Origin of the sequence: Myxococcus sp. CA033 (assembly GCF_013336625.1) — a bacterium.
In the GTDB taxonomy this organism is placed as follows: Bacteria; Myxococcota; Myxococcia; order Myxococcales; family Myxococcaceae; genus Myxococcus; species Myxococcus llanfairpwllgwyngyllgogerychwyrndrobwllllantysiliogogogochensis.
The window spans coordinates 242,547-264,321 of sequence record NZ_JABUMU010000012.1 but is presented as its reverse complement, the minus strand read 5'-3'; the positions used below and the strand labels follow the sequence as shown (position 1 = coordinate 264,321).

The 21,775-nt window shown below is 68.6% G+C and carries 15 protein-coding genes; 8 read left to right on the top strand and 7 right to left on the bottom strand.

Annotated elements, in window-relative coordinates:
* Window positions 1-59: 59 nt before the first annotated feature.
* On the bottom strand, window positions 60-4,106 hold the full coding sequence (locus HUA78_RS26545) for a CARDB domain-containing protein (protein WP_217442596.1): 4,047 nt from the start codon (window positions 4,104-4,106) through the stop codon (window positions 60-62).
* Between the two features lie 313 nt (window positions 4,107-4,419).
* The gene (locus tag HUA78_RS26540; protein WP_174462883.1) at window positions 4,420-4,992 is read right to left on the bottom strand and encodes a hypothetical protein; all 573 of its coding nucleotides are present in this window, start codon (window positions 4,990-4,992) and stop codon (window positions 4,420-4,422) included.
* A gap of 217 nt (window positions 4,993-5,209) precedes the next feature.
* On the opposite strand from HUA78_RS26540, the gene HUA78_RS26535 reads away from it, so the two are divergent.
* The 8 genes from HUA78_RS26535 (at window position 5,210) to HUA78_RS26500 (ending at window position 16,368) form a co-directional block, all read left to right on the top strand.
* A complete protein-coding gene (locus tag HUA78_RS26535; RefSeq protein WP_254623910.1) occupies window positions 5,210-6,430 on the top strand; it encodes a polysaccharide deacetylase family protein in 1,221 nt (406 codons plus the stop codon).
* 1,182 nt (window positions 6,431-7,612) lie between these two features.
* Window positions 7,613-10,414 (top strand): tetratricopeptide repeat protein, encoded by a 2,802-nt coding sequence (locus HUA78_RS26530; protein WP_371745666.1) that lies wholly within the window; start codon window positions 7,613-7,615, stop codon window positions 10,412-10,414.
* Between the two features lie 139 nt (window positions 10,415-10,553).
* A complete protein-coding gene (locus HUA78_RS26525) occupies window positions 10,554-10,994 on the top strand; it encodes a hypothetical protein (protein WP_174454826.1) in 441 nt (146 codons plus the stop codon).
* A gap of 58 nt (window positions 10,995-11,052) precedes the next feature.
* Window positions 11,053-12,693, top strand: a complete 1,641-nt coding sequence (locus HUA78_RS26520; RefSeq protein ID WP_174477403.1) for a ribonuclease J — start codon at window positions 11,053-11,055, stop codon at window positions 12,691-12,693.
* A 24-nt stretch (window positions 12,694-12,717) separates the two neighbouring features.
* Complete coding sequence (locus HUA78_RS26515; protein WP_141646009.1) at window positions 12,718-13,215, top strand: YajQ family cyclic di-GMP-binding protein; 498 nt, start codon at window positions 12,718-12,720, stop codon at window positions 13,213-13,215.
* Window positions 13,216-13,223: 8 nt separating this feature from the next.
* Window positions 13,224-14,336 carry a hypothetical protein gene (locus HUA78_RS26510; protein ID WP_174462886.1) on the top strand — a complete coding sequence of 371 codons (1,113 nt, stop codon included), beginning with the start codon at window positions 13,224-13,226 and terminating at the stop codon, window positions 14,334-14,336.
* Between the two features lie 32 nt (window positions 14,337-14,368).
* Complete coding sequence (gene rimO, locus HUA78_RS26505) at window positions 14,369-15,766, top strand: 30S ribosomal protein S12 methylthiotransferase RimO (RefSeq protein WP_217440474.1); 1,398 nt, start codon at window positions 14,369-14,371, stop codon at window positions 15,764-15,766.
* Window positions 15,767-15,942: 176 nt separating this feature from the next.
* Window positions 15,943-16,368 (top strand): DUF5063 domain-containing protein, encoded by a 426-nt coding sequence (locus HUA78_RS26500; protein ID WP_371745665.1) that lies wholly within the window; start codon window positions 15,943-15,945, stop codon window positions 16,366-16,368.
* A gap of 18 nt (window positions 16,369-16,386) precedes the next feature.
* On the opposite strand, the gene HUA78_RS46635 is transcribed toward HUA78_RS26500, so the two are convergent.
* The 5 genes from HUA78_RS46635 to rpmA form a co-directional block, all read right to left on the bottom strand.
* Entirely contained in the window at window positions 16,387-18,222 is a 1,836-nt protein-coding gene (locus tag HUA78_RS46635; protein ID WP_254623909.1) for a hypothetical protein, read from the bottom strand.
* Window positions 18,194-19,090, bottom strand: a complete 897-nt coding sequence (locus tag HUA78_RS26485; RefSeq protein WP_174462887.1) for an outer membrane lipoprotein carrier protein LolA — start codon at window positions 19,088-19,090, stop codon at window positions 18,194-18,196. The genes HUA78_RS46635 and HUA78_RS26485 overlap by 29 nt, the downstream gene beginning before the upstream one ends.
* Window positions 19,091-19,167: 77 nt before the next feature.
* Window positions 19,168-19,848: an RNA methyltransferase gene (locus HUA78_RS26480; protein ID WP_141646006.1), complete on the bottom strand. Its 681-nt coding sequence runs from the start codon at window positions 19,846-19,848 to the stop codon at window positions 19,168-19,170.
* A gap of 4 nt (window positions 19,849-19,852) precedes the next feature.
* Window positions 19,853-21,373, bottom strand: coding sequence for a GTPase ObgE (gene obgE / locus HUA78_RS26475; RefSeq protein ID WP_174462888.1), 1,521 nt, complete (start codon window positions 21,371-21,373; stop codon window positions 19,853-19,855).
* Between the two features lie 129 nt (window positions 21,374-21,502).
* Complete coding sequence (gene rpmA, locus HUA78_RS26470; protein WP_141646505.1) at window positions 21,503-21,775, bottom strand: 50S ribosomal protein L27; 273 nt, start codon at window positions 21,773-21,775, stop codon at window positions 21,503-21,505.

Here is a 21,775-nt window from a genome sequence, read left to right as displayed (position 1 = left end):
CTGGAAGAAGCGAGGGGACGGGCCATCCCGCCCCGTCCCCTCCAATGACTGTCAACGAGCTACAAGGTGACCTGGAGCGCGAGGGTCCTGGAGTTGTTGTCCTCGCGCAGCTCCGGCTGTGACTGGTAGGGGTCCGCGTAGGCGCCCAGGAAGTAGGAGCCACCCTGGCCCATCGCGTCCTGCGGCAGGTGGGCCGTCACGTTCAGGCTCTGGGTGATGCAGTCGCCCGGGTTCAGGGCGATGACATTCGCGCCCCCCAGCTCACGCTGGTCCATGTTGGCGCTGCTCCCCGGCCCCGGCATGGAAGGCTCCGGAGCGAGGCTCGTGTCCACGGACAGGTAGAGCGACACCCAGCCAGGGCTGCTCGCCTGCGTGCCCTGGTTGCAGACCCTCACCGTCGAGGTGAGGGTGTTGCCCACCAGGATGGAGACAGGCCCCGTCAGCGACGTGATGACGAGGTCCGGCCTCGTCCCCACGCCGATAAGGCCCTTCACGAAGGTGTTGTTGTCCTCGCGCAGCTCCTGCACTCCGCCACTCGAGTCCACGAGCGCGCCCAGGTAATAGGCAGTGCCCTCACCGGCCGGGGGCGCATAGGCGTTGACGCTCGCGCTGCGCGTCACGCACTGGGCCGCGAGCAGGGCTGGCACGTCCACCGAGCCAATCGCCACCTGGTCCAACGCGGGCGGCGACACCGACAGGGACAGCGCGTCATCCAGCGACAGGACCAGTTGCGCACTCGTGGAGGTGCTGGACTGGGTGCCCTGGTTGCACACCGTCACCGTCGCGGTGAAGGCCTGCCCCTGAGTCACACTCGTGGGCGAGGTCATCGCGGTGATGACCAGGTCCGAGCGACTGCCCACGCCGATGAGCCCCTTCACGAAGGTGTTGTTGTCCTCGCGCAGCTCCTGCACCGAGGACGGGTCATCGACGAGGGCTCCCACGTAGTACGCACCGTCACCCTGCGCATCTGGCGGCAGCCACGCGGTCGCGCTCGCGGAGCGCGTGGCGCACTGTCCCACCGCCAGCGAGGGGATGCTCACGTTCGCGACCTCGGACTGGTCCGCGGCGGGAGAGCCGGGTGCCGACATCGACGTCAGCGCGGCGTCCATCGACAGGAAGAGGCGAGCCGCCGTCGAGTTGCTGAGCACCGTTCCCCGGTTGCATACCGTCACGCCGAGGGTGAACGGCTGGTTGATGGACGCGCTCGTGGGCGCGGTCATCGCGGTGATGACCAGGTCCGGCCGATTGCCAATGCCGATGGGGCCCTTCACGAAGCTGTTGTTGTCCTCGCGAAGCTCCTGCACCGAGGACGGGTCATCGACGAGGGCTCCCAGGTAGTACGCCCCATCGCCCTGCGCGTCCGGCGGCAGCCCGGCCCAGCCCGTCGTCGAGCGCGTCGCGCACTGTCCCGGATTCAGCGACGGCACGGAGACACCTCCCACCGGCGACTGGTCCGTCGCAGGGGAGCCACCGGGCCCGTACGGCATCGGGGTCAACACGGTGTCCATCGACACGTAGATTTGCGCCTGCGTCGACATGCTCGCCTGCGTGCCCTGGTTGCACACCGTCACCGCGGCGGTGAAGGACTGACCATTCTGGAGGGCCTGCGGCACGTTCAGCCCGGTGACGACGAGGTCCGGCCGGTTGCCCACGCCGATGAGCCCCTTCACGAAGGCGTTGTTGTCCTCGCGCAACTCCTGCACGGAGCTCGGGTCATCGACGATGGCCCCCAGGTAGTAGGCGCCGTCCCCCGCCCCGTCCGGCGGCGGGCTTCCATAGAATGAGCCGCTCCGCGTCAGGCACACCCCTGCGTTCAGCGAGGGCACGGACAGGGAGCCCAGCGGCATCTGGTCCGACGGAGGACCGCCAGGGCCAGACGACAGCGGCGTCAGCGACGTGTCCGTCGACAGGTAGAGCTGCGCCTGCGTCGAGGGGCTGGACTGGAGGCCCTGGTTGCAGAACGTCACCGTCGCCGTGAAGTTCTGGCCGGAGGTGATGCTCGCCGGTCCGGTCATCGCGGTGATGACGAGGTCCGCTCGGTTGCCCACGCCGACGAGGCCCTTCACGAAGGCATTGTTGTCCTCACGCAGCTCCAGCACGGAGCCCTGCTCGTCCACGATGGCCCCCACGTAGTAGGCCCCTTCGCCTTGCCCATCCATGGGGTAGTTCACCCAGGCAGACGTGCTGCGCGTCGCGCACTGCCCCGCGCTCAGCGGGGGCACGCTGACCATTCCCAACGGCGCCTGGTCCGTCGGAGGCGAGCCCCCTGGACCGACCATCATCGGCGTCAGCGACGTGTCCATCGACAGGTAGAGCTGCGCCTGCGTCGCGTTGCTGGAGAGGGTGCCCTGGTTGCACACCGTCGCCGTGGCGGTGAAGGACTGGCCGGGCGAAAGGGTCGGCGGCACGCTCAGCTCGGTGACGACGAGGTCCGGGCGGTTGCCCAGGCCCACGAGGCCGTTCACGAAGATGTTGTTGTCCTCGCGCAGCTCCTGCACGAAGCCGGACTCGTCCACGATGGCGGCCAGGTAGAACGCGGTGGCATTCGTGGGAATCGGCGGCAGCGAGGGCCAGAAGCTGTCGCCACGCGTCACGCACTGCCCGGGATTCAGCGACGGAATCTGGAGTCCGCCCAGCGGCGACTGGTCATTCGCGGGAGGGCCCATGGGGTTCATGGGCGTCAGCACCGCATCGAGCGAGAGGTACAGGTTGGTCCACGACGAGTTGCTCATCGTCGTGCCCTGGTTGCACACCGTCACGCTGACGGCGGTGGCCTGCCCCGTGTTCATGCTCGCCTGCGACGTCATCGCGGTGACCACGAGGTCCGGCCGACTGCCCACGCCGATGCGCTCCTTCGCGTAGCTGTTGTTGTCCTCGCGAAGCTCCTGCACGGAGGACGGGTCATCCACGATGGCCCCCAGGAAGTAGGCGCCCGCGCCCTGCCCCGCGGGAGGCAGCCATGCCTGGGCGGCCACGGTGCGCGTCACGCACTGCCCCGGGTTCAACAGGGGGAGCTGCACCGAGCCCACGGGCGACTGGTCCATGGCGGGAGCACCCGGGCCGGTCGGCGTCAGCACGTCGTCCGTCGACAAGAAGAGCCGCGCCGAATGCCCCGGGGCATAGGTCGTCCCCTGGTTGCAGACCCGCACCTGGACGTCGAAGCCCTGGTTGTCCAACACGCTGGCGGGCCCGCGCAGCTCGGTGATGATGAGGTCGGGCTTGTTGCCCACGCCGATGCGCTCCTTCGCGTAGGCGTTGTTGTCCTCGCGCAGCTCCTGCACCGACGCCGGGTCATCGACGATGGCGCCCAGGTAGTACGCCCCGTCACCCTGTCCCGCGGGAGGCAGCGATGCCCAGACAGAGACGCTGCGACGGACACATGCGCCCGCGTTCAGCGGCATCTGGGTTTGCACTTCACCGATCGGCGACTGGTCCATGGCGGGAACACCCGGGCCGGTCGGCGTCAGCACGTTGTCGGTCGACAGGAAGAGCTGGGTGCGGACCGAGGGGACGCTCGCGGTGCCCTGGTTGCACACCGTCACCGCCACGGTGAAATACCCGCCTTGCGGCACGCTGGGAGGGCTCGACAGCTCGGTGATGACGAGGTCCGGCCGGTTGCCCACGCCGATGCGCGTCTGCGCATTCGCGTTGTTGTTCTCGTTGACCTCCGCCACGGACTGATTCGTGTCGACGATGGCGCCCAGGAAGTAGGCCCCATCGCCCTGCGCCGCCGGAGGCAACCAGGACGTGCCCGTCACTCGGACGTCCGCGCACTGGCCCGCCTCCAGCGTCTCATGGAGCGTCTCCTGACCCACCAGGGACTGGTCCGCCGGAGGAGGCATGGTCGTCAGAGGGGAGAGCACGTTGTCCAGGGACAGCAACACCGCCACCGTGGAGCCACGGTTCGCGTATGTCGTGCCCTGGTTGCAGACCGTCACCGTCGTGGTGAACGAGTCAGCCGCGAAGACGCTCGCGGGGCCTCGGACTCCCGTCACCACCAGGTCAGGCCCGGGGTTCAGGGGGCTCGACGCCGTCTCCAGTGTGGGCTGCTCCTGGGCAGGCTCTCCGCCCGAACATCCCGCGCTCACACCGACAAACAAACCCATGACCAGCCACCTCGTGGCGGTCGCGCTCCACTCCAGCCTCTTCATGAAGTCTCCCGTTGCTTGGCCTGCGGAGCGACGCGGCGGACGCCGCTTCATGCTCCAGGCACGCGCTGTAAGTGCGTAGCAGGAAGACTGAAAGTGCCGGAAGTGCCTGGGAGGTATTACTCCCAGGGAAGCCTCATGAAGTCCGAAAAGACTCCGTCAAACCCAACCTTCTCTCGGAGCTTGAGGTTTCATGAAACAAACGGGGCGAAGTCGACACCTGAATGTTTCCAAATGTGTCGTGTATCGAATCCACGAGGGCTTCAGCGTGTCAGCGAACCACGCCCGCCAGCCGTGCGGGCGCGGGCGAGGTGGGCGAGGTGGCCACGGCCCTGCCAAGCGTGCCCGCGCTTTGGGGGAAGGGGCCGCGCGCCAGTTCCTGACCCGCGGGGTCCAGCACCTGCGCGTAGACCGTCTTGAAGCCCTTCTTCAGCCCCACCGACTGGTGCGGCTCTCCCTTGCTGTCGGCGACCATGAAGAGTGAGGAGTCGAGCTCGGGGGGCGGCGACTCGCCGTGCCGCTGGAAGAGGTCGCGCATGAGGCCGAGCGACTCCGCGTGGCTCTTGCGAATCTCCCCCTTCGCCATGCCCTTGAAGAGGCCGGGGACGTCCCGCAGGTCCACGCGGACCACGACGATGGGTTTGACCGCTCGCACGTCGTAGACGAACTGGTAGGCGTGCTCTCGCAGCTCATCCCGGGTGCCCTTGTTGGCATACAGCACCACGGTAGGCCGCCCCTTTCCGATAGGGACTTCTTTTCCAAACACGTCCTTGAGCTCGGCGGCATGCGCGGGCAGGACTCCCAGGACGCCCAGCAGACCTACGAGCGCGGCGAACTTCTTCATGTGACGTGTCCTTTCAAAAGACGCTGTCGGGGGTGCGGCGGTATCTACGAACACATCCCGAACACCACCGCCTCCGGCCCGAATCCCTGGCGGCGTCCGCCATTGGCTCCACGGCACAGCCGCTCACCAGGCCACACGACTCGTGCGTGCCTGCTCGGTTGCCTGGCATCACGGACCTCTGCTATCGCCCGCACCGCGCCGCATGAGGCGCGGGGGGATGTCCATGATTGATCAGTTCCCGCTGTTGCGATTCATTGCCGTACTGTTGGTGGTGACGTTCCGTACGCCCGCGTTCGCGGCCCAGCCCTTTGAGCAGGGCATGGTCACCATCACGCTGGATGACGGCTGGTCCACGCAGTACGACAAGGCCCGGCCCGCGCTCAACGCGAGGAACATCCCCGCCACGTACGCCCTCATCACCCAGGCGCTTGCCCAGGGATGGGGTGGCTACATGAGCACCGCTCAAGTACAGACGCTCGTCGCCGAAGGCAACGGCATTGCCAGCCACACGTTGACCCACCCGGACCTGACCACGCTTTCCGCCCCGGAGATCCTCTCGGAGCTGCGGGACTCGCGGGACTGGCTGGTGGACAATCTGGGATTGGCCTCGGTGCCCGACTTCGTCATCCCCTACGGGCGCTATGACTCCACCGTGCTCGCCGCCATCCGGCAGCAATACTCCAGCAGCCGCACGGTGAACGCCGGGCGCAACTTCCGCGACACCATCGTCTACGAGCTGCGGGGCAACGACGTGGCGCGCAACATTCCGGTGAGCACGGTGCAAGGTTGGATTGACCAGGCGCTCGCGGAGAAGAGCTGGCTCATCCTCGTCTTCCACGAGTTCGTCGATGGAACTCCCACGCGCGACACGCAGTACCGGACGTCGAGCTTCACGGCCATCCTGGACCACATCCGCCTGCGCGGCGCGCGCACCGTGACGTTGTCGCAAGGCCTGGCGCTGATGGAGGGCCGCACCACGCCGGAGCCGTCCGCGGGACTGTCCATCTACGGCGATGCCCTGGAGAGCGGCTTCGCGGATTGGAGCTGGGCGGAGCATTCGCTGGACGAGACGGCCATCGTCCACGCGGGCACGGCCTCCATCCGCTTCGAGCCGGACACGTGGGCGGGCGTGCTCCTGCATCACTCGGGCGTGGACATCGCGGGTTACCAATCCATCGAACTGTGGGTCCACGGCGGTACCACCGGGGGACAGTCGGTGAGAGTCCTGCTGCATGACGGCACGGACGTGCTCGGGACGGCGCGGCTGGATGCGGCCCTGGGCGGGCCGCTGGTCGCGGGCGAGTGGAGAAAGGTGACGCTGTCGCTCGATGACATGGGGGCGACGTCGGGCACGCTGCGCGACCTGTACTTCCAGGACGACTCTGGAGAGGACCAGGCGGCGGTGTACCTGGATGACATTTCGCTCATCCCCCGGTGAAGGGATTCGGGGCGTGGCGGAGAGGCTTTCCGCCGCGCCGCGGCACGTTCGGGCTGAATCGTTGCAAGCCCAGGTCAAAACCTACCGGGCCACTTGAGGAGGCCCCCTTCTCAGGAACCTGCCGCGTGGTGGAACATCCCGGTCGTGTCCTGCTTCGATGAGAAGACCGCGCGGGCGCTGGCCACCGGAATGCTCTCCGCCGTGGACGCACAGCGATTGCGGCGCCATGCGGAGGGCTGCCGCCAGTGCGCGGCGCTCCTGGGTCGCGTGACACCGCCCGGCACCGCCGCTCATCGAGTCACGCCGCCCCAGGATGAGGCCACGGACCTGGCCATCCCTCGCGCGGCGCTGCTCGGAGAGGTCTCCGACCTCGACCTGCCCACTGAGCCCATCCGGACCGCTCGTGCCGCTCGCGTGGCCAATGACAGCACAACAGTGGACAGGCCCGCTCCACTGCCCTCACCCGCGTCCGGAGTCTCCGCGGAGACCCGCGAACACGAGGCCTCCGTTCCGCTCCTCCCCGCCTTGCCGTCGCCCTCCGCGCACAGGGCCAGCACGCTGGTGGACTCCGACCTGCGCGGCGCGATGGAATCGGGCCTTGGCCTCACATCCCCGGCTTCGACTGACGAGGGATTCCATCACCGCGATGGTCCGCAATTCCTCACGGATGAGGCCTCTGCGAGCGAATCCGAGCCGCAGTTGCCCGCCGATGCGGGGACACTGATTGCGCCACCCCCACGACGCCCTTCCGAGGCAGGCACGGTGGTGGCACCGATTCAAGGCTCGGCTGGCTCGAGGACCTCCACGCCGCCGCCTCAAACATCCGCTGGAGCGCGCGGGCGCGCAGCGACTCCACAGTCCTCCGCCAGCACCTCGGGAAAATCGGGTGCAGCAACACAGCCTCCCGCCAGCACGAGCCCTCAGGCAGTTGCTCCTGCATCCGTCGTGGCGGGCTCTCGTGGCAGGTCCTCATCGGCGGCCTCGAACGAGAGCCCACAAGGCGCTCCTCCTCCCCGGTCTTCCATCGGAGCGAGTTCGCGCGCGCAATCCTCGTCTGCGCCCAGCAACGCAACGCCACAGGCCGCACCTTCGGCCGTCGCGGCGAACCCGCGCGCTCCTGTCGCCGCCCCAGGAACCTTGATTGCGCCACCGCCGCTACCACCCGCGGGCGCGGGCACATGGGTGGCACCACCTCCCGCCCCACCACTGGGCTCGAGCGTCCGCATCCATCCACCCGCGCAAGGCGCACCAGGGCGGTCCAGCCCTCCCTTCAATGACTCCGCTCGCAAGGGCGACGCCTCGGAGACGTCATCGCGCGCCTCGGTGGGCCGCTACCACATCCTCGACAAGCTGGGCTCCGGCGGCATGGGCGTCGTCTACAGCGCCTATGACCCGGACCTGCATCGCCGAGTAGCCATCAAGCTGCTCCACCCGGAGGCCAACACCGTGGTCCGCACCGACGGCGCCTCTCGCCTGTTGCGCGAAGCCCAGGCCATGGCCCGCCTGTCCCACCCCAACGTCGTCTCCGTCTACGACGCGGGCACCTTCGCCGGTCGCGTCTTCATCACCATGGAGCTGGTCGAGGGCCTGTCCCTGCGCCACTGGCTGCGCGCCGAACATCGCTCGTGGCGCGACGTGCTCGACCTCTTCCGTCAGGCGGGACGCGGACTCGCCGCCGCTCACGCGGCCGGACTCGTCCACCGCGACTTCAAGCCCGCCAACGTGCTCGTCAACCGGGACGGCCGCGCCCAGGTGACGGACTTCGGCCTGGCTCGCAACACCGCCGACCTGGACGCCATGGAGGAAGGGCGTGCCACCAAGCCCTCACGACTCGCGCTGCGCGACGACGACCTGCTCGAGTCTCCGCTCACCGAGGCGGGCCTCGTCATGGGCACGCCCGCGTACATGCCGCCCGAGCAACACGAGGACGGCCGCACCGACGCACGCGGCGACCAGTTCAGCTTCTGCGCCTCGCTCTACGAGGCCCTCTACGGCCAGCTCCCCTTCGAAGGGAAACAAGCCACCGCCTACCTCCAGGAGTCCCTCGCCAACCGCGTGCGCCAACCCCCACGCAGCTGCCACGTCCCCGCCTGGCTGTTCCGCGCCATCACCCGAGGCCTCGCGCCCACGCCTGACGAGCGCTACCCGTCCATGGAGGCACTGCTGACCGAGCTCGGCAAGGACCCGTCCGTGGCGTGGCGACGCCGGAGCATCCTGGCCGCCGGCTTCCTCCTCATCTATGGCTTCATGGGCGTCACCTGGTGGATGGGCAACCGTCGCCACGCCCCATGTCTGGGCGCCGAGGCTCGACTGGCCGGCATCTGGGACACCTCACGCAAGGACACCGTGAGCCGGGCCTTCGCCGCCACGAACAAACCCCAGGCCCCCGAGTTCTTCTCCCGCGTGGCACAGAGCCTGGACGCCTTCGCCCAGGAGTGGGCCGGCATGCATCAGGAGGCCTGCGAGGCGACACGCGTGCACGGCCACCAGTCGGACGCCGTGCTGTCGCTGCGCATGGCCTGCCTGGAGCGCCGTCGCTCCACGCTCGACGCCGTGGTCGGCGTGCTCGCGCAGACCGACGCGGAGTCGCTCACCACCTCGCTGGACGCGGCCCAGCGCCTGCCCTCCGTCGCCGACTGCGCGAACGTGGATGCCCTGCGCCTGGGACTCCCCGAATCTCCCGAGCAGCGCCAGCGCGTGGAGAAAATCCGCGCCGGCCTGGACCGCACCACCGCGCTCGTCGACGCCGGCCGATATGAGCAGGCCAACGAGGAGCTGAAGGCGACGCTGGGGCAGGCCCGCGCACTCGACTACCGGCCGGTGCTCGCGGAGGCCCTGGAGCTGGAAGGCCGGCTCGGACTGGTGCTCGGAGACGAGCCTCGCGCGCAGAAGGCCCTGCGCGAGGCCCTGCTCACCGCACAGGCCACGCGCCACGATGAAGTGGCCGCACGCGCCGCCGCGCGACTGGTGACCACCCTGTCCCAGACGCCCGCGATGGAGGAGTGGAGCATCGCGCAGGCGAAGTCCTGCATCGAGCGCGCGGGTGGCACCCCGGACCTGGAGGCCCTGCTCCAGACGAGCCTCGCGCGCAACGCGTTCCTCCGAGGCCAGTACGCACAGGCCGCCGAGGCCTTCGGCCGCTCCGCCATGCTGCGAGAGCAGGCCCACGGCGCCGTGCACCTGCTCACCCTCGAGTCCCTGCGCAACCAGGCCGCCTCCCTCTCCCGCACTCCCGAGGCCGAGCACACCGCGCGACTGCTGCGCCGCGTGCTGGAGACGACGAAGGAAGTGATGGGCCCAGACCATCCCCAGACGGCGATGGCCGCCAACGCGGTGGGCTACCACCTGACAGTCAGCCGCCGCTTCGAGGAGGCCATTCCCTTCCTCGAGCAGGCCGTTGCCCTGGAGGAGCGGGCGATGGGCGCGAACAGCGCCACGCTCAGCTATCCCCTCAACAATCTCGCCACCGCATTGGAATCGCTCCGTCGCTACGCCGAAGCGCGAAAGCTGCGTGAGCGGGCCCTCGCGCTGGACCTGGAGACCCATGGCCCCTCGCATCCGGAGACCGCCTCGGACCAGGCCCTGCTGGCGGAGCTCGCCCTGAGCGAGGGCCGCACCCGCGACGCCGTGGACCTGGCCCAACGCAGCACCCAGGCCTACGAGGCCTTCCAGAAGGGCCATCCCGACCAGGCCGCGCCGCTCACCACGCTCGGACTCGCCCAGCTCGCCCTGGGCAAGCCGCGCGAGGCTCGCGCCACCCTGGAGCGCGCGTTGGCCCTGCGCACCGCAACCCCCGGCCCGGGCGACGGACTCGCCGCCACCCGCTTCGCCCTGGCCCGCGCCCTGCCCACCCACGAAGCCTCCCGCGCACGTGCCCTCGCCCAGCAGGCCCTGGGCTTCTACGGCGCGGAGCCCGCTGGCTGGTCCACCGAGGCCCAGCGCGTCAAGACGTGGATGAGCGGGCGCTCCACCCCGGCTCCCTGAATCCCCAGAACGCTCCGCGTCATGTCTCCTGTTCATCAGGGACGCCCTCATCACGTCGGAGCGAAGCACCTTCGCGCCACATCCGCCGATACTCCAAGTGCGGGCCTTTTCACGTCGGTACCGCGCACGGGGGTGCGTCATGCGCATTGAGTCTTCGCCGAAGTCCGCCGCCAGAACCGGTCCGCGTCCAGCCTCTCCCCTGTCCGCGGCCTCGGCTCGCACGGCGAGCTTCAAGGCGCTCTTTCCGCAGTTGAAGCTGCTCGGACGCCTGCTCCGCGAGCCCTCGCTGCTGAAGCAGTGGCCAGCGGCTCCCAAGCCGGGCACCCGACGGGACGGTCCCCAGGCCGACAAGTTCGTCGGGCCTCGGCCAACGGGTTCGGGACTGCCCATTCGCATCACCAGCCGGCCCCGACCGCCCTCCCGCCCGCTGGGCCTGGCGCCCTGGGTTCCCAAGACGAAGCTGGAGCCCTGGACCGGCACCCGCATCAAGCCCTGGCTCCACCGCCCGGACATCTTCGGCACCCCCGGCTGTCCCACGGGGGCGGTGCGCGGCTGCGGCCTGCCCATCCGCATCACCTAGCCAGTCACCGCGCAACTTTCCAACGCGCGCGACGGGGGGAGTCTTTAGACTCTTCCCAATGCTTCAAGTCATTCCCCTGGGCGGCCTGGGAGAAATCGGCCTCAACTCCCTGGTCATCGCCTGTCGCGGGGAGATGCTTCTCATCGACGCCGGCCTGATGTTCCCCTCGGAGGGGATGCCCGGTGTCGACATCATCATCCCGGACTTCACCCACCTGAAGCAGAACGCCGCCCAGCTCAAGGGCGTGGTGCTCACCCACGGCCACGAGGACCACCTGGGTGCGCTTCCCTACCTGCTCGGCGAGGTGAACGTCCCCGTCTACGGCACGCGCTTCACGCTGGCCATGGCGCGCCACCGCTTGAGCGAGCTGGGCATCGAGGCGGACCTGCGCGAAATCGAGCCGCGCGAGCCCTTCGCCGTCGGCACCATGTTCAAGGTCGAGGCCAGTCGCGTGACGCACACCGTGCCGGACGCGGTGGGCTTCATCATCCGCACGCCCGAAGGCACCTTCATCCACACAGGTGACTTCAAGCTGGACCCGGACCCCATCGACGGGCTGCGCACGGACCTGGAGCGCTGGGGTGAGGCGGGCGAGGAAGGCGTGCTGTGCCTCCTGTCGGACTCCACCAACTCCGAGCTGACGGAGGAGACCGGCAGCGAGCGCGTCGTCGAGCAGACCTTCGAGCGCCTCTTCAAGGACGCCACCGGCCGCATCGTCGTCGCCCTCTTCTCCTCCAACCTGCACCGCGTGCGGCACCTGCTGGCCCTCGCCGAGCGACTGGGCCGCAAGGTCGCGCTCCAGGGCCGCAGCATGGTGCGCAACGTGGAGATGGCGCGCGAGCTGGGCTACCTGGACGTGCCCGACTCGCTCTTCGTGCACCTGGACACGGTGCCGCAGCTGCCGCAGCAGCGCGTGCTGGTGCTCACCACCGGAGCGCAGGGCGAGCCGCGCGCGGGCCTGTCCCAGCTCGCCGCCGGTGATGGCCCGTTCAAGCTGGGCCCGGGTGACCTGGTCGTCCTCAGCTCGCGAGCCATCCCCGGCAACGAGCGCGGCGTGGGCGCCCTCATCGACCAGCTCCAATGGCGCGGCGCGCGCGTCGCCTACGCGCAGGTGGAGCCCGGCGTCCACGTGTCCGGCCACGCCAGCCGCCCCCAGCAGCAGCGCGTGCTGGAGCTGGTGAAGCCGCGCCACTTCATCCCCGTCCATGGCGAGGGCCGCCACCTCCACCGACATCTGGCCACCGCCCGGGAGTCGGGGATGGAGCCCGCGCAGTGCCTGCTGGCCCAGGACGGAGACATCGTCGGCTTCGAGGAGGGGCGCGGCCGCTTCACCGGCAGCGTGACTTCCGGGCGCATCTTCAAGGACCGCTTCGGAGGGGGCATGGTGACGGCGGACACACTCCATGAGCGGGTGCGCCTGTCCGAGACGGGGCTGGTGGCCGCCGTCATCGTGCTCCAGCGCGACACCCAGAAGCTGCTGGGTGGCCCGCAACTCTCCGGCCAGGGGCTGTCACTGGACGAACAGGTGATCCTCCCCCGGGTGGCCCAGGAGGCCCGGGCGCTCTTCGAGGAGCTGTCCGTCCAGCTGCGAGGTGACGACGCCCTGGTGCGAGAGGAACTCACCCGGGTGGTGCGCCGTGCGTTCCGGCTGTACACCTCCAAGCGCCCCCTGGTGGTGCCCATGGTCGTCAGGGTGTAGGTATGTTAAGGGCCGCTGCTGCCCATGCCCTCGTTCGATGTCGTCTCGAAAATCGACCTCGCCGAGCTCGACAACGCGGTCAATCAGACCAAGAAGGAGCTCAGCACCCGCTATGACTTCCAGGGCACCCAGGCGGACGTCCTCGTCGCTCCGGACCACACGGCCATCACCGTGAAGGCCAACAGCGAGGAGCGCGTCCAGGCCGCCAAGGAGGTCCTCCTGGTGAAGCTGGCCAAGCGGAACATCAGCCTGCGCGCGCTCGAGTACGGCGACATCGAGAAGACGGGGCTGCACAACGTGAAGCAGGTCATCAAGCTCCAGCAGGGCATCCCGGTGGAGAAGTCCAAGGAGCTGGTGAAGCTGTTGAAGGATTCGAAGATGAAGGTGCAGGGCTCCATCCAGGCCGACCAGCTGCGTGTCACCGGCAAGAACCGGGATGACCTCCAGGCCGCCATCGCCCTGTTCCGTGGGGAGCAGGACCGACTGAAGCTGGACATGCAGTTCACCAACTTCCGCGATTGAACAAGCCCATGCGAGCCGCTGCTGCCCTGTCCCTCTGCTGGATGCTCTGCGTTCCGGCCATCGCCTCCGCCCAGGAAGAAGCGCCCCGTCCGTCACGGCCGGTGCCCAACATGACCAAGCCGCCGCGCTTCCAGGGAGGCCTCAAGGGCTTCACCTCGCCGCTGGCGCTCAAGTCCCTGGACACCGAAGGCGCCAGCGCGTCCTTCACCGCCAAGGTGGGCTTCCGCAAGGACACGCTCTACGTGGGCGTGGACGCCAAGGATGATCAGCTCCTCGCGGGCGATGTGCTCACGCTGTCCATCTACTTCCCGGACACCGGGCCGCTGACGACGGGCTACACGTGGCGCTTCGGCTTCGACGGCAAGCGCGCGTCGGGTGCGGACAGCGGCACGCCGGAGTTCGCGCAGCAGAAGGTGAATGGCGCGGTGGAGCGTCGTGGCAACACGCTGTCGCTGGTGGCCGCGGTGCCGGTGCGCGCGCTGCCGCGCTTCTCCGCTCGGGACCCGATGGTGATGGACCTGTGCATCACCTACGAGGACCAGGACGGCGCGGGCACCAAGGCGGTGCCTGTCTCCAACTGCCAGAGCGGCACCATGGTCGGCGACGCGCTGAGGCTTCCGGACGAGCCGCGCAAGGCGCTCAAGCTCAAGCCGCCGGAGCACGTCACGGCGCTGGAGCCCGCGGCCACGGGCTGGCTGGGCTGGGACCTGCTCAGCTATCCGGCCTGGGCGCAGGGTGACGAGGAGCTGACGCCGGAGACGCTGCGCGAGCTGGTGGTGACGGACCCGCTGAAGGCCGCGTCGGTGAACGTGAATGTGCCGGACACGTTGAGCCTGCCGGACGGGCGACCGGTCGTTACGGTGCTCTCCGGGAAGAATCCCTATGCCGTCGCGGGTCAATGTGACGCCGAAAAGGAGCTTCGACTGGGGTTTTACATCGTGACGGGGAAGACGGCGGCTCGGGTGCTCGAGTGGCCGGCTGCTACGTGCGCCCTGGGGCGAGCCTCCTCGGTGGAGCTGGATGAAGAGGACGGGTTGACCATCCGTTACTCGAACGGCGCGACCATGAACTTTGCCTGGAGTGGTGACCACTTCACGCGAACCGAGCTTGGAAATAGGTAGACGCGGTGGAACCAACCAAGAACCTGTACATGATGACCCTCGGCTGCCCGAAGAACCGGGTGGACTCCGAGGTGATGCTCGGCACGTTGAAGCACCGCGGATACACGCTGGTGCAGGAAGCGTCCGAGGCCCAGGTCATCGTCGTCAATACCTGTGCCTTCATCGGTCCCGCCAAGCAGGAGTCGGTGGACTCCATCCTGGAGATGGCCGAGCTCAAGAAGTCGGGCAGCTGCAGCACCCTGGTGGTGACGGGGTGTCTGTCCCAGCGCTACGGCGAGGAGCTGGCGAAGGAGATGCCGGAGGTGGACCACTTCCTGGGCACCAGCGCCTATGCCCAGATTGGCGACCTGCTGGCGGCCGAGGCCTCTCCGCGTCAGGTGATTCCGGACCCCGACTACATCCACGACGCGAACACGCCGCGCATCAACTCGATGCCGAAGTACACCGCGTACCTCAAGGTGTCCGAGGGCTGCGACAACGCCTGCGCGTTCTGCATCATCCCCACGCTGCGTGGTGGACAGCGCTCGCGGCCCATCGACGACATCATGATCGAGGCCCGGCGACTGGCGGACAGCGGCGTGCAGGAGCTGAACCTCGTCGCGCAGGACCTGACGGCGTACGGGCATGACCTGCCGGGCCGTCCGAAGCTGCATGACCTGCTCAAGGCGCTGGTGCAGGTGGACGTGAAGTGGATTCGGCTGCACTACGCCTATCCGCGCGTGTTCCCGGACGAGCTCATCGACGTGATGGCGTCGGAGCCGAAGATTGCCCGCTACCTGGACATGCCGGTGCAGCACGTCAGCGACAAGCTGCTCCTGTCGATGAAGCGTGGCCGCAACTCGGAGTTCCTCAAGGGCCTCTTGACGAAGCTGCGCGAGCGCGTGCCGGGGCTGGTGATGCGCACCTCGCTCATCGTCGGCCTTCCGGGCGAGACGGAAGAGGACTTCGAGATGTTGAAGGAGTTCGTGAAGACGCAGCGCTTCGAGCGCCTGGGCGTCTTCCAGTACTCCGACGAGGAAGGCACGGCGGCGTTCGACCTGCCGGACAAGGTGCCGCAGAAGACCATCGAGCGCCGGTGGCGCGAGGTGATGGCCATCCAGAAGCGCATCAACCGCGAGCAGAACAAGAAGCTCGTCGGCAAGCGTCTGGAGGTGCTGGTGGAAGGCCCCGCGCCGGAGACGGAGCACCTGCTCGTGGGTCGGCACCAGGGTCAGGCGCCGGACATCGACGGGCTCGTCTACATCAACGACGGCCTGGCGTACCCGGGTGAGCTGGTCACCGTGGAGGTGACGGAAGCGCACGACTACGACCTGGTGGCTCGCGTGGTGGAGCGCCCGGACCCGAAGCAGCGGCAGCACACCGCTCGCGACGCGCACCCGGCGCCGGTGAAGCTGGTGCCCGCGCCCCGGCCTGTGACCCGGCTGGAGTAGGTGGTTCTTCCCGGGCCGCCGCCGCGTGAATCGCGAAGTGGCCCGGGAGTTCGTGCCTGTCGAGGGGAGCCCCGACACATTCGCCGCGCGAAGCTCACGCGACGTCCCCACCGCATCCAGGTGAAGTTCCCGTGAAACGCGACGAGATACTGAGCGCCCTGAGGAGCTTCCTCTCCGTGCTTGAGCGCTCCCTGAGCCCCGAGCACCGAGAGGTGATGCTTCGAGAGGCGCTCGACCGGCTCGCACTGGCCTCGCACTTCGCCGAAGTACCCCTCGACACGAGCAGTTCGCGGTGGAGCCCACCCGCACCCGCTGACGACGGCCTTCGCGCGCGTATCGGCCCGCTCTTTCCCGGGCTCGGCTACTACAACGTCGCGAGTGACATCGCCGAGCGCGTGGGTGAGTCCTCGCTCGTGGTGGGTGATGCTCTCGACGACCTCGTCGATATCGTGAAGGACATCCAAGCAGTCGTCACCTGTTGGGAGACCGCCGGCGAAGCCGAAGCACTCTGGCTCTTCCGATTCGGCTTCACGTCGCACTGGGGAATGCATCTGCGCTCACTTCAACTCTATCTGCACGAGCGCGCCCACGGTTTGTCGTGAGCAGATGGAGCGAGGCTCTCAACTCGGGTCGTCGGGCTCCAGCTCGCGCTCCTCGCGCGGTGGTTCGCGAGACGGTGCCTTGCGGGATGGCGCGGCGACCCCTTCTCCCAGGGGCGTGGGCTGGCACTCGCACACCGTGCGGCGCGAGGACGTCTCGGTGACGAAGGCGCACGCCGTGGGGCACTCAGGCTGACTGCCCTCCTCGAAGAGCGCCAGGTTGAAGCCTCGCGCCTGAACGAGCGCCGCGTGGCACACGGGCAGGGCATGTGCGAGCGACGGCCACGGCAGGCGGTGCTGAGTCGTCAAACCGCGACTGGTGGCCGGGAAGCTCAGGCCGATTCCGCACCCGGACTCCAACCGCTGGCCATCCGCGCCCACTGGCTCCAAATGGAGGCGTCCGCCTTCGGGCAGGTCGCGGAACACCGCGCCCACCACGGAGATGCCGCCCTCGGGTTCCTTGCGCACGTGCAGGCCGTAGCAGGCCTCTTCGCTGAAGACGCCGTGCGCATCGGTGCACTGCTGTCGCCTGGCGACAGGGCTCGGAGTCGCCGGACGTGCCGGCTCCGACGATGTTGAGGGCGAGGTGCCACCAGGAGCCTGCGCCGTGGGGGCCGCCGACGCCGTGGGCCGTGCTGGTGACTCGGGCGAAGGTGAAGCGGTGCCCGAAGCCCTTGGTGCAGTGCCAGTTGTCGCAGCAGGGGATGTCGTGGAGCGTGACGGAGACGAGGCAGTGCCCCCTGAAGGCACTGGTGCGGCACCGACTGTCCCCGCGGACGGCGTCGAGGATGCGCTCGCCCCCATCCCTCCTGCGCCTTCCGTCGTCGTGGACCGTGGTGAAGTCGCGGACGCATCGGGTCCCTCCGCCCTCCCCGCCCGTGGTGATGACACCGAACCCACTTCAGTCTCGTCCACTGCTCGGACTCGTGGACGCCGCAGCACCAGCACCCCGCCCTTCGCATCCAGCGTCGCGGTGAAGCGCCCCCACACGTCAGGCCCCAGCCGTCCCAGGCTGCTCGGCGAGTCCCATCGTCCCGCCGCCTCCACCACCAGCGGCCGCGCGCCCACGCCCTCCGCCACGTCCACCGAGTCCACCGCGAAGGTGCGCGGCGGCAGATGCGCGACCGTCTCCAAGGGTTGCAGCCCCTGCGCCTCGGCGGGCCCCACCGCGATGCGCGAGAAGGGCTCGCGCGTGGTGAGCACGAAGGGTCCGGTGAGCTCCGCCTCCCCCTGAGACACCCGCACCGCCAGGAGGGGCCAGTCGCCCACCGGCTCGCGACTGAGCTCCACGCGGTGCACTTCCCGCGCGGCATCCGAAGCCACCTCCGCCGCCGGTTGCGCCTCACGCGGACGCGACGCGGTGAAGGTCACCTCTCGCCGCAGCGGATCCACCGTGAGCGCATAGGGCTCCAGCACGTCCGAACCCAGCGTCAATGAGCAGGGCTTCTCACCCGACAGCCCCGCGGTGCGCAGCGGCACCGAAGCCCCTCCCACGGTGAGCACGGGCAGCGGCACCACCGGCCAGGCCCTGAAGCCTCCCGCGATTTCAGGTGCGCGCACGGTGCCATCGGGCGCGGGAGGACCTCCGTCGAAGCACTCCTGGGAGACCATCGACAAGGGCCTCGCCACGTCCAGCACCACCGGGACGACACGAGTCCCGAGCCTCCCCGCGACGGTGAGGCGCAGCGCTGGCGACGCCAGCAGCGGCAGCGTCCGCCCCGTCAGTCCCTCGGAACGTGAAGGGCCGGACGCCACCTCCCGGTGACACCCAGCCCCCACCACACTCAAACCCACCCAGAGCAGGAACGCGCCGCGCACGGCGCGCAGGTTACTGCTTCTTCTGCTTGGTGAAGTCATCCACGCGAGTGTCGTCCGGCACGTCCATCTTGAAGCTGTCCGCGGAGATGCCCACGTTCGTCTTCAGGTCCAGGAAGGAGATGGTGTTCTCGCTGCCGTCCGGATCCACCACGGTGCTCTTCAGCACCTGCGCCGACGCGGGGTCCACCTCCAGCCGGACCTGCTTGAAGCGGGGCTCCACCTTCAGCGGATCCAACACCAGCAGCGTGCCCTTGCAGTCCTTGCAGGCCCCCTTGCTGATGGCGAACTCGTCCGCGAGCCTGCCCTGTCCGAAAAGGAACGTCACCGAGGCGGAGAGCTGGCTCGTGTCCACGTTGGCCACCGTGAGCGACTGGGCCGTCGGGTCGTACGCGTAGATCTTGTTGCCGGCGAGCACGAAGGTGCGCACGGAGGGCTTCTGGTACTCCCACCGCATCAGCCCGGGCTTCTTGTAGGACACGACACCCTCGGACGTCTGCGTGCGCCGGAAGGTCTTGTACTTGTAGTCCTGCCGGAAGCCCGCCTTGAAGTCGCCGGTCTTCTCGTAGAAGGCCTGCATCCGGTCCACCAGGGACTTCACCTCGGGCGTCATCGGCGCCGTGGCCTTCACGGCGGGCTTCGTGTCCGGCGCGCTCTGAGGGGGCGTCGTGGCCGGCTTGCCTGACTCGGTGGCGGGCGGCTTCGCGGCGGGCGTCACCGGATTCACGCCCTGCTGGGCTGCGGGAGCCTTGGCCGCGCCGCCCGTGGGAGGCGGCACCGTGGGCTTTCCAGCGCCCGCCGGCGCGCCCTGGGCCACCAGGACGGGCTGCGTGGGGACGGCCTGCGAGGAGGAGGTCTGGGGCACCGCTTGCGCGGACAGGAGCGTGGCGAGCAGGGTTTCCAGGAACATGGCGTGCGTCTCCAGGGGGCCGGGTAGGCCCACCGCGTCCATCTACCCCATACCGACGCGCCCCGGGGGGCCGGCATTCATGGCTGCTTCTTGAAGATCCGCTTCCTCTGTTTGATGGCCAGCACGTAGAAGCGCTCGCGGAGCTCCTGCGCCTCGTCCGGCGACAGGTCTCCAGAGCCCCCCGCCAGGTGCTCATCCCGCCAGGCAATCGCCCGGCTGACACACGCCGAGGCAGCGGCGGAGATGTTGAGGCTCTGGCTGAAGCCCCGCATCGGAATCCAGAACGTCCCGTCCACGGCGTTGAGCACGTCGTCGCTCACCCCGTAGCGCTCGTTGCCGAGGACGATGGCCACCTTCCCGTCGAAGCGCAGCGAATACAGGCTGGTGGCACCGTCACGGATGGCGGCGGCGTACAACTGGAAGCCCCGCGACTTCAGGTGTTCGCGACACTCGCCGAAGGACTTGTAGAGCTTCACGTCCAGCCACTTGTCGCAGCCCTGAGCCACCCTCGAGTTCGGCAGGAAGGGTGCCTCCGGGTTGATGACGACGTGGACTTCCTGGACCCCCATGGACTCGCAGGTGCGTAGCACCGCGGCCATGTTGAAGCTGTCCTCCAGCCGGTCCAGGACGACCGTGAAGTTGCGCGTACGCTGGCTGACGACGCGGTCGATCTTCTCCTTGCGCACATCGAGCAGGAACTGCTCCGGCTCCAACTTGTCCTTCTCGAAGCGCTCGTACCGAGGACCGCCGCCAGCCATCGTCTCAGCCCCTTCCGCCTGACTTGCGCGACGCGGGCTTCTTCGCGGCAGAGGCCCTCTTCGCCGAGGTGCCCTTCTTCGCCACGGCCTTCGTCGTCGACTTCTTCGCGGCAGCGGCCTTCTTCGCCGGAGCCTTCTTCGCCGCGGACTTCTTCGCGACAGCGGCCTTCTTCGCCGGAGCCTTCTTCGCGGCAGCGGCCTTCTTCGCGGGGGCCTTCGTCGCCGCCGCCTTCTTCGCCCCAGCGCTCTTCTTCGCCGAAGCCTTCGTCGCCGCCTTCGCCACCGCGGCCTGCTTCACCAGAGTCGTCTTCACATGAGCTCCCTTCGCACTGCCTTGCTTCGTGGGAGCACTCTTCACAGCAGCGCTCTTCGCCCGCCCCAGCTTCGCGGCGGTCGCCTTCACCACGGCGGCGGTACCCTTGGAGAGGGTCTCGCGCACCTTGGCAATCGCGGCCTTGGCCACGGACTTGTTGCTCGCGCCCTTCGCTCGGGGCGGAGCCTCGACATGCAGCTTTTCGGTGCGACCGGTGAACAGCACCTCCGCCACCGAGTCCATCAGCGCCGGCATGCCCTCGCCCGTGGCGCAGGACACCGGGTACACGCGGATGCCGCGCTCGCGCAGCGCCTCGCGGAACGCCTCCAGACGCGCCTGCGCATCCGGCAGGTCCAGCTTGTTGGCGGCGACCACCTGCGGCCGGCTCGCCAGCTCCGCGCTGTACTTCGCCAGCTCACGGTTGAGCACGTCGAAGTCGTGCAGCGGCTCGCGGCCCTCACCCTCCGCGCCCATGTCGATGAGGTGGATCAACACCTTGCACCGCTCGACGTGGCGCAGGAACTGGTGCCCCAGACCCACGCCCTCGCTGGCGCCCTCGATGATGCCGGGGATGTCCGCCATCACGAACGACAGGTCGTTCTTGTACTGGACCATGCCCAGGTTGGGGACCAGCGTGGTGAACGGGTAGTCGGCGATCTTCGGCCGGGCCCGGCTCACCCGCGAGATGAACGTGCTCTTGCCCGCGTTGGGGAAGCCCAACAGGCCCACGTCCGCCAGCAGCTTCAGCTCCAGCCGCAACGTGACTTCCTCGCCCTTCGTCCCGTCCTGGGCGAAGCGCGGGGTCTGCCGCGTCGAGGTCGCGAAGTTCATGTTGCCCAACCCACCCCGCCCGCCCTTGGCCGCCACCCAGCGCTGGCCCGGCTCGCTCAGGTCCACCAGCAACTCTTCGGTGTGGTGGTCCTTCACCAGCGTGCCCACCGGCACGCGGAGGATCATGTCGTCGGCCGCGCGACCGTTGCAGTCGCTGCCCATGCCGTGTTCGCCATTCTTGGCGCGGTGGTGCTGCTGATAGCGGTAGTCCAGCAGCGTGGTGAGCTGGGGGTCTCCCACGAAGATGACGGAGCCACCGTTGCCGCCGTCTCCTCCATTGGGCCCACCGCGCTCGATGAACTTCTCACGCCGGAAGGACACGGAGCCGTTACCGCCATCGCCCGCCTTCACGAAGATGCGGACCTCATCGACGAACTTCATGAAAGCGTCTCCTGAAAAACGCAGAGCGGGCCGCCTCGCGTCCTGGGCGCCGGAAAGGGCGCGTGGACTGGAGAAGCGACCCGCTCGTGGATGCCTCGCGGCGACCGGCCCTGTGAGGCCGGGTTACCGTCAGGCGCTGGCCTGCTCGGCGGCCGGATAGACCGAGACCTTCTTGCGGTCGCGGCCCAGGCGCTCGTACTTCACGATGCCGTCCACCACCGAATAGAGGGTGAAGTCGCGGCCGAGCTTCACGTTCGACCCCGCGTGGATGACCGTGCCGACCTGGCGAACCAGGATGCTGCCAGCCGAGACTTCCTGGCCGCCGTACACCTTCACGCCGCGGTACTGCGGGTTGGAATCGCGACCGTTTCGCGAAGAACCCTGTCCCTTTTTATGGGCCAT